Source organism: Streptomyces sp. NPDC104226, assembly GCF_055584085.1.
The window spans coordinates 244,785-250,784 of record NZ_JBVJMS010000014.1 but is presented as its reverse complement, the minus strand read 5'-3'; the positions used below and the strand labels follow the sequence as shown (position 1 = coordinate 250,784).

The following is a 6,000-nucleotide window of genomic DNA, read 5'->3' as shown; positions in this document are numbered from 1 at the left end:
AGCCTTTCAGCGCCGATGGTACTGCAGGGGGGACCCTGTGGGAGAGTAGGACGCCGCCGAACAATCATTGTGGGAAAGCCCCGCACCAGCCCTTATGGGTTCGGTGCGGGGCTTTTCTGCGTTTACGGACCGGTCCACCGGCTCCTGTAGGGTCAGGGGGCATCGTTCGACATTTCTACAGTCACAGTGGAGGCCCCCGGGTGGAGGTCCAGGAGACTCGGGTTCAGACGGACCGAATTTTCACCATTCCGAACATCCTGAGCATGGCGCGCCTCGCAGGCGTACCCCTGTTCCTGTGGCTGATCCTGGCCGAGCACGACGGCTGGGCTCTTCTCGTCCTCATGCTCAGCGGGATCAGCGACTACCTCGACGGGAAGCTGGCACGGCGCTGGAACCAGATCAGCAACCTCGGCCGGGTGCTGGATCCCGCCGCGGACCGGCTCTACATCCTGTCCACCCTGTTCGGTCTCACGTACCGCGAGATCCTGCCGCTCTGGCTCACCGGAGCTCTGCTCGCGCGTGACCTGATGCTGCTGGTCAACGTCTGGATCCTGCGCCGGCACGGCTATCCGCCGCCGCAGGTGAACTTCCTCGGCAAGGCCGCGACCTTCAACCTGATGTACGCGTTCCCCTTCCTCCTGGTCAGCACTTGGTCGGGTTGGTTGGCCTGGATGGGGTCAGTTTTCGGATGGGCGTTCGCGGGATGGGGTACAACCCTCTATTGGTGGGCAGGAGTGCTTTACGTGGTACAAGTCCGCCGGCTGGTGAAGGCGGACGCCACGGCCGATTGAGCTCACTCGGCGCCTGACTGACGCGGGGGAGTGGTCCAGTCACCGTCCGGGACGGGTGAGGTCGGCGATACGCCGTCTCTCGAGGAGGACTCTTCCGACATGAAGGCCGTCGTGATGGCTGGTGGCGAAGGCACTCGGCTTCGCCCCATGACCTCAAGCATGCCCAAGCCGCTCCTGCCGGTGGCGAACCGGCCGATCATGGAGCACGTGCTCAGGCTGCTCAAGCGGCATGGGCTCAACGAAACCGTGGTCACCGTGCAGTTCCTGGCGTCGCTCGTCAGGAACTATTTCGGTGACGGCGAGGAGCTCGGAATGGAGCTCACCTATGCCAACGAGGAGAAGCCACTCGGCACCGCCGGCAGCGTGAAGAACGCCGAGGAGGCTCTGAAGGACGACACGTTCCTCGTCATCTCCGGCGACGCGCTCACGGACTTCGACCTGACCGACCTGATCCGTTTCCACAAGGAGAAGGGCGGACTCGTCACGGTGTGCCTCACCCGGGTGCCGAATCCGCTGGAATTCGGCATCACCATCGTGGACGAGGAAGGCAAGGTCGAGCGTTTCCTCGAGAAGCCGACCTGGGGCCAGGTGTTCTCGGACACCATCAACACCGGCATCTACGTCATGGAGCCGGAGATCTTCGACTACGTGGACGCGGACGTCTCGGTCGACTGGTCCGGTGACGTCTTCCCCCAGCTGATGAAGGAAGGCCGGCCCATCTACGGCTACGTCGCCGAGGGCTACTGGGAGGACGTCGGCACCCACGAGAGCTACGTCAAGGCCCAGGCCGACGTACTCGAGGGCCAGGTCCAGGTCGACATGGACGGCTTCGAGATCTCCCCCGGCGTGTGGATCGCGGAAGGGGCCGAGGTGAGCCCTGACGCGGTCCTGCGCGGACCGCTGTACATCGGGGACTACGCCAAGGTCGAAGCCGGCGTGGAGATCCGCGAGCACACCGTCGTCGGCTCGAACGTCGTCGTGAAGAGCGGTGCGTTCCTGCACAAGGCCGTCGTGCACGACAACGTGTACATCGGACCGCACAGCAATCTCCGCGGCTGTGTCATCGGCAAGAACACCGACATCATGCGGGCCTCCCGGATCGAGGACGGGGCCGTCATCGGCGACGAGTGCCTCGTCGGCGAGGAATCGATCATCCAGGGGAACGTGCGGGTCTACCCCTTCAAGACGATCGAAGCGGGCGCGTTCGTCAACACCTCGGTCATCTGGGAGTCCCGGGGGCAGGCACATCTGTTCGGTGCCCGTGGGGTCACCGGGATCCTGAACGTGGAGATCACCCCGGAGCTGGTGGTCCGGCTGGCCGGTGCCTACGCGACGACCCTGAAGAAGGGGGCGACGGTCACCACGGCCCGCGACCACTCCCGCGGCGCGCGAGCGCTCAAGCGGGCCGTGATCTCGGCGCTGCAGGCCAGCGCCATCAACGTCCGGGACCTGGAGAACGTACCGCTGCCCGTGGCGCGGCAGCAGACCGCGCGCGGAAGCGCCGGCGGGATCGTCCTGCGGACCTCGCCGGGAGTGCCGGACTCCGTCGACATCATGTTCCTCGACGAGCGCGGGGCGGACCTCTCCCTCCAGCAGCAGCGCAAGCTGGACCGGGTCTACGCGCGCCAGGAGTACCGGCGTGCCTTCCCCGGCGAGATCGGCGACCTGCAGTTCCCGGGAAGCGTCTTCGACGCCTACACCGGTTCGCTGCTGAGGCGCGTGGACACCACCGGGGTCGCCGACTCGGGGCTCAAGGTGGTCGTGGACGCCTCCAACGGCAGCGCCGGCCTGGTCCTGCCCAGCCTGCTGGGCCGGCTCGGGGTGGACGCCCTGACGGTGAACCCGGGACTCGACGAGTCCCGGCCCACCGAGAGCGCCGAATCCCGCCGGGCGGGGCTGGTGCGGCTCGGGGAGATCGTGGCCTCCTCGCGGGCCGCCTTCGGAGTGCGGTTCGACCCGGTGGGCGAGCGGATCTCCCTCGTGGACGAGCGCGGCCGGATCATCGAGGACGACCGGGCGCTGCTGGTGCTGCTCGATCTGGTGGCCGCCGAGAAGCGCAGCGGCAAGGTGGCGCTGCCGGTGACCACGACCCGGATCGCCGAGCAGGTGGCGGCGTACCACGGGACCCAGGTGGAGTGGACGACGACCTCTCCCGACGACCTGACCCGGGTGGGCCGGGCGGAGAACACCATCTTCGGTGGTGACGGGCGGGGCGGATTCATCGTCCCCGAGTTCAGCAGCGTGTTCGACGGCTCGGCCGCCTTCGTGCAGTTGATCGGGCTGGTGGCGCGGACGCAGCTCACGCTGAGCCAGATCGATGCCCGGATCCCGCGGGCGCACGTGCTCAAGCGGGACGTGCCGACCCCGTGGGCGGTGAAGGGGCTCGTCATGCGGCGGGTCGTGGAGGCGGCCGGGGACCGGCAGGTGGACACCACCGACGGGGTGCGGGTCGTGGAGGCCGACGGGCGATGGGCGCTGGTGCTGCCGGATCCGGCGGAGGCGGTCACCCACCTGTGGGCCGAAGGTCCCGACGACGCGTCCGCGCAGGCGCTGCTGGACGGCTGGGCCGCGGTGGTGGACGGCGCCGGGCACTGAGCGGCCCGTACAGGACGTAGGTCCGTACGGCAGGACGTAGGCCCGTACGGGACGTCGTAGGGCCGGAAGTCCGGTGGACCGGGCGGGGTGCAGACCCCGGCCGGTCCGCCGGACGTCCGCATTCGGTGGGAGCGGCGCCGACATGCGACGATGTGCGGCATGTCGCAGCCGCCCCACAACCGCAGTTCGGCACCTCCCGCGCGGCCGGACGCCTCCATGTCGCTGCTGACGCACGTGATGGACCACTCCCTCGACGAGGGCTACGCGGAGGCTTCGGCCCGTCGCGAGGCCGAGGGCACCTCCGGCCTGCCGCGGACCCTCAAGGCCAAACTGGGTCTCGCCGCCGGACTCGTGCTCGCCGCCAGTGTCGTCACCCTGGGCGCCGCCCAGGCGCGGGCCACCGCGCCGGTGCTGGCCAAGGAGCGTCAGGAACTGATCGACCGGGTCGACCGGGCCGACGCGCGCGCGGACGGTCTGGAGCGGCAGATCGAAGGGCTCCGGGACACCGTCGCCGCCCGGCAGCGCGAGGCGCTCAAGCAGCACGGCGGCGAACAGGGCCAGCTCGTGGCGCTGCTGTCCGGAGCCACCGAGGTGCAGGGGCCCGGGATCAAGCTGACGGTGGACGACGCGAAGGGCTCGACGTCCGGGAACGGCACCAAGCCGCGCGAGAGCGCCGGATTCTCGGACACCGGTCGGCTCCGCGACCGCGATATGCAGAAGATCGTCAACGGGCTGTGGCAGTCGGGGGCGGAAGCGATCTCGATCAACGGGCAGCGGCTGACGTCGCTCTCGGCGATCCGGGCCGCGGGTGACGCGATACTGGTCGACAACAGGCCGCTGGTGCCGCCGTACGAAGTACTGGCGATCGGCGACAAGAAGCGCCTCGGGACCGCCTTCCAGGACTCCGCGGACGGCCAGTACCTGCACGTGCTGCAGGAGAACTACGGCATCCGCTACTCCTTGTCGTCCGAGGCGGAGATGCGCCTTCCGGCCGCGTCGAGCCTGACCGTACGTACGGCTACAGCAGCAGAGCAGCAGAAGGGTGCATCGTGATCGCGGTACTGGGCCTCGTGGTCGGAGTGGTGGTCGGACTTCTCGTCCGGCCCGAAGTGCCGGCCGTGGTGGAGCCTTATCTGCCGATCGCCGTGGTCGCGGCGCTGGACGCGGTGTTCGGGGGCCTGCGCGCGATGCTGGACGGCATCTTCGTGGACAAGGTCTTCGTGGTGTCGTTCCTGTCGAACGTGGTCGTGGCGGCGCTGATCGTCTTCCTCGGCGACAAGCTGGGGGTCGGCTCGCAGCTGTCCACGGGTGTGGTCGTCGTCCTCGGCATCCGCATCTTCTCCAACGCCGCGGCCATCCGTCGGCACGTGTTCCGGGCGTGAGGCCGATGAGTACGAACGACACCCCGCCCGAGGAGCCCGGGGCCGCGGCACAGCGGCCGAAGGCGCAGCCTCCGCTGGAGCTGTCGGCCGGGCCCGTGCGCCACGAGCCCGGACCGGCGGACGAGGAGCGGGGACCGGAGCAGACAGCCCCCGAGCAGACCGGGCGGCAGCGGCTGGCGGCCGGTCTGTGGCCGCCGCGGGTGAGCCGTGCCCAACTGATCGTCGCGGTGCTGCTGTTCGTCCTGGGGCTCGGCCTGGCCATCCAGGTGCGGTCGAACAGCGACTCCAGCGCGCTGCGGGGCGCCCGCCAGGAGGACCTCGTACGGATCCTCGACGAGCTCGACGGGCGGACCAAGCGGCTGGAGGACGAGAAGCAGAAGCTCGACGACCAGCGCCGGGAGCTGGAGAGCAGCTCCAACCAGGCCGAGGAGGCCCGGAAGCAGACCGTGGAGAAGGAGCGCCAACTCGGGATCCTGGCCGGTACGGTGGCGGCGCAAGGGCCGGGCATCGTGCTGAAGATCACGGACCCCAAGGCCCAGGTGCAGTCGGACAAGCTGCTGGACACCCTCCAGGAGCTGCGGGCGGCCGGGGCCGAGGCGATCCAGATCAACGGGGTGCGGATCGTGGCGGACTCGTACTTCTCGGACGAGGAGGACGGGGTTGCCATCGACGGTAAGAAGATCACACAGCCCTACGAGTTCAAGGTGATCGGCAAGCCGCAGGATCTGGAGCCGGCGCTCAACATTCCCGGTGGCGTCGTCCAGTCGCTGGAGAAGGAGCAGGCCGTCGTCAGCGTCACACGTCCGGCGAAGATCGTTGTGGATGCCTTGCGGGCTGCGAAGCAGCCTGACTACGCTCGGTCGTCATCGTCGTGATGCGGGAGGCGCGGGAGACGGGCTCACGCGGGCGAATGCCTGCGGGGGGTCGACGCACCGAAGTCGCGGTGTGTGGTGGAAACTGTCTGATGGTTACGGACGTTGTAAGTATGTCCGGGTCGGCAGGTGTTGCATTCGGAGTTCGTCCTGCCCCACGGGCGGGTCTGTTTCGGTCAAGGGGAATCGCCCGTGAAGTTGTTTGAGAAGTTGTTCGGCAAGAAGAACCGCGAGGAAAGCGGTGCGGCCAGGCACCGCGCGGGGCATGGGGACGTGGAAGGGCAGGGCGACCGGCCGCTCTTCCGCGACGAGGTCGCCGGGGCGGGTGACATTTCGGGCGCGCACGGCGCGTCGGCTGTT

The 6,000-nt window shown here is 68.6% G+C and carries 5 protein-coding genes; all 5 read left to right on the top strand.

What is annotated here, in order from left to right:
* Nucleotides 1-200: 200 nt before the first annotated feature.
* The 5 genes from ACZ60J_RS35605 to ACZ60J_RS35585 all read left to right on the top strand — a co-directional run bounded on the left by ACZ60J_RS35605 (nucleotide 201) and on the right by ACZ60J_RS35585 (nucleotide 5,643).
* On the top strand, nucleotides 201-791 hold the full coding sequence (locus ACZ60J_RS35605; protein ID WP_469688315.1) for a CDP-alcohol phosphatidyltransferase family protein: 591 nt from the start codon (nucleotides 201-203) through the stop codon (nucleotides 789-791).
* Between the two features lie 99 nt (nucleotides 792-890).
* Nucleotides 891-3,386 (top strand): sugar phosphate nucleotidyltransferase, encoded by a 2,496-nt coding sequence (locus tag ACZ60J_RS35600; protein WP_469688314.1) that lies wholly within the window; start codon nucleotides 891-893, stop codon nucleotides 3,384-3,386.
* A gap of 150 nt (nucleotides 3,387-3,536) precedes the next feature.
* Nucleotides 3,537-4,439 carry a DUF881 domain-containing protein gene (locus ACZ60J_RS35595; RefSeq protein ID WP_469688313.1) on the top strand — a complete coding sequence of 301 codons (903 nt, stop codon included), beginning with the start codon at nucleotides 3,537-3,539 and terminating at the stop codon, nucleotides 4,437-4,439.
* Nucleotides 4,436-4,768, top strand: coding sequence for a small basic family protein (locus ACZ60J_RS35590; RefSeq protein WP_112452698.1), 333 nt, complete (start codon nucleotides 4,436-4,438; stop codon nucleotides 4,766-4,768). Before ACZ60J_RS35595 ends, ACZ60J_RS35590 begins: the two co-directional genes overlap by 4 nt.
* 5 nt (nucleotides 4,769-4,773) lie before the next feature.
* The gene (locus ACZ60J_RS35585; protein ID WP_469688312.1) at nucleotides 4,774-5,643 is read left to right on the top strand and encodes a DUF881 domain-containing protein; all 870 of its coding nucleotides are present in this window, start codon (nucleotides 4,774-4,776) and stop codon (nucleotides 5,641-5,643) included.
* Nucleotides 5,644-6,000 lie beyond the last annotated feature (357 nt).

Excerpts from the sequence above, each read along its gene's own strand:
- ACZ60J_RS35600 (WP_469688314.1), top strand. The coding sequence starts at position 891 with ATGAAGGCCGTCGTGATGGCTGGTGGCGAAGGCACTCGGCTTCGCCCC.
- ACZ60J_RS35595 (WP_469688313.1), top strand. The coding sequence starts at position 3,537 with ATGTGCGGCATGTCGCAGCCGCCCCACAACCGCAGTTCGGCACCTCCC.
- ACZ60J_RS35585 (WP_469688312.1), top strand. The coding sequence starts at position 4,774 with ATGAGTACGAACGACACCCCGCCCGAGGAGCCCGGGGCCGCGGCACAG.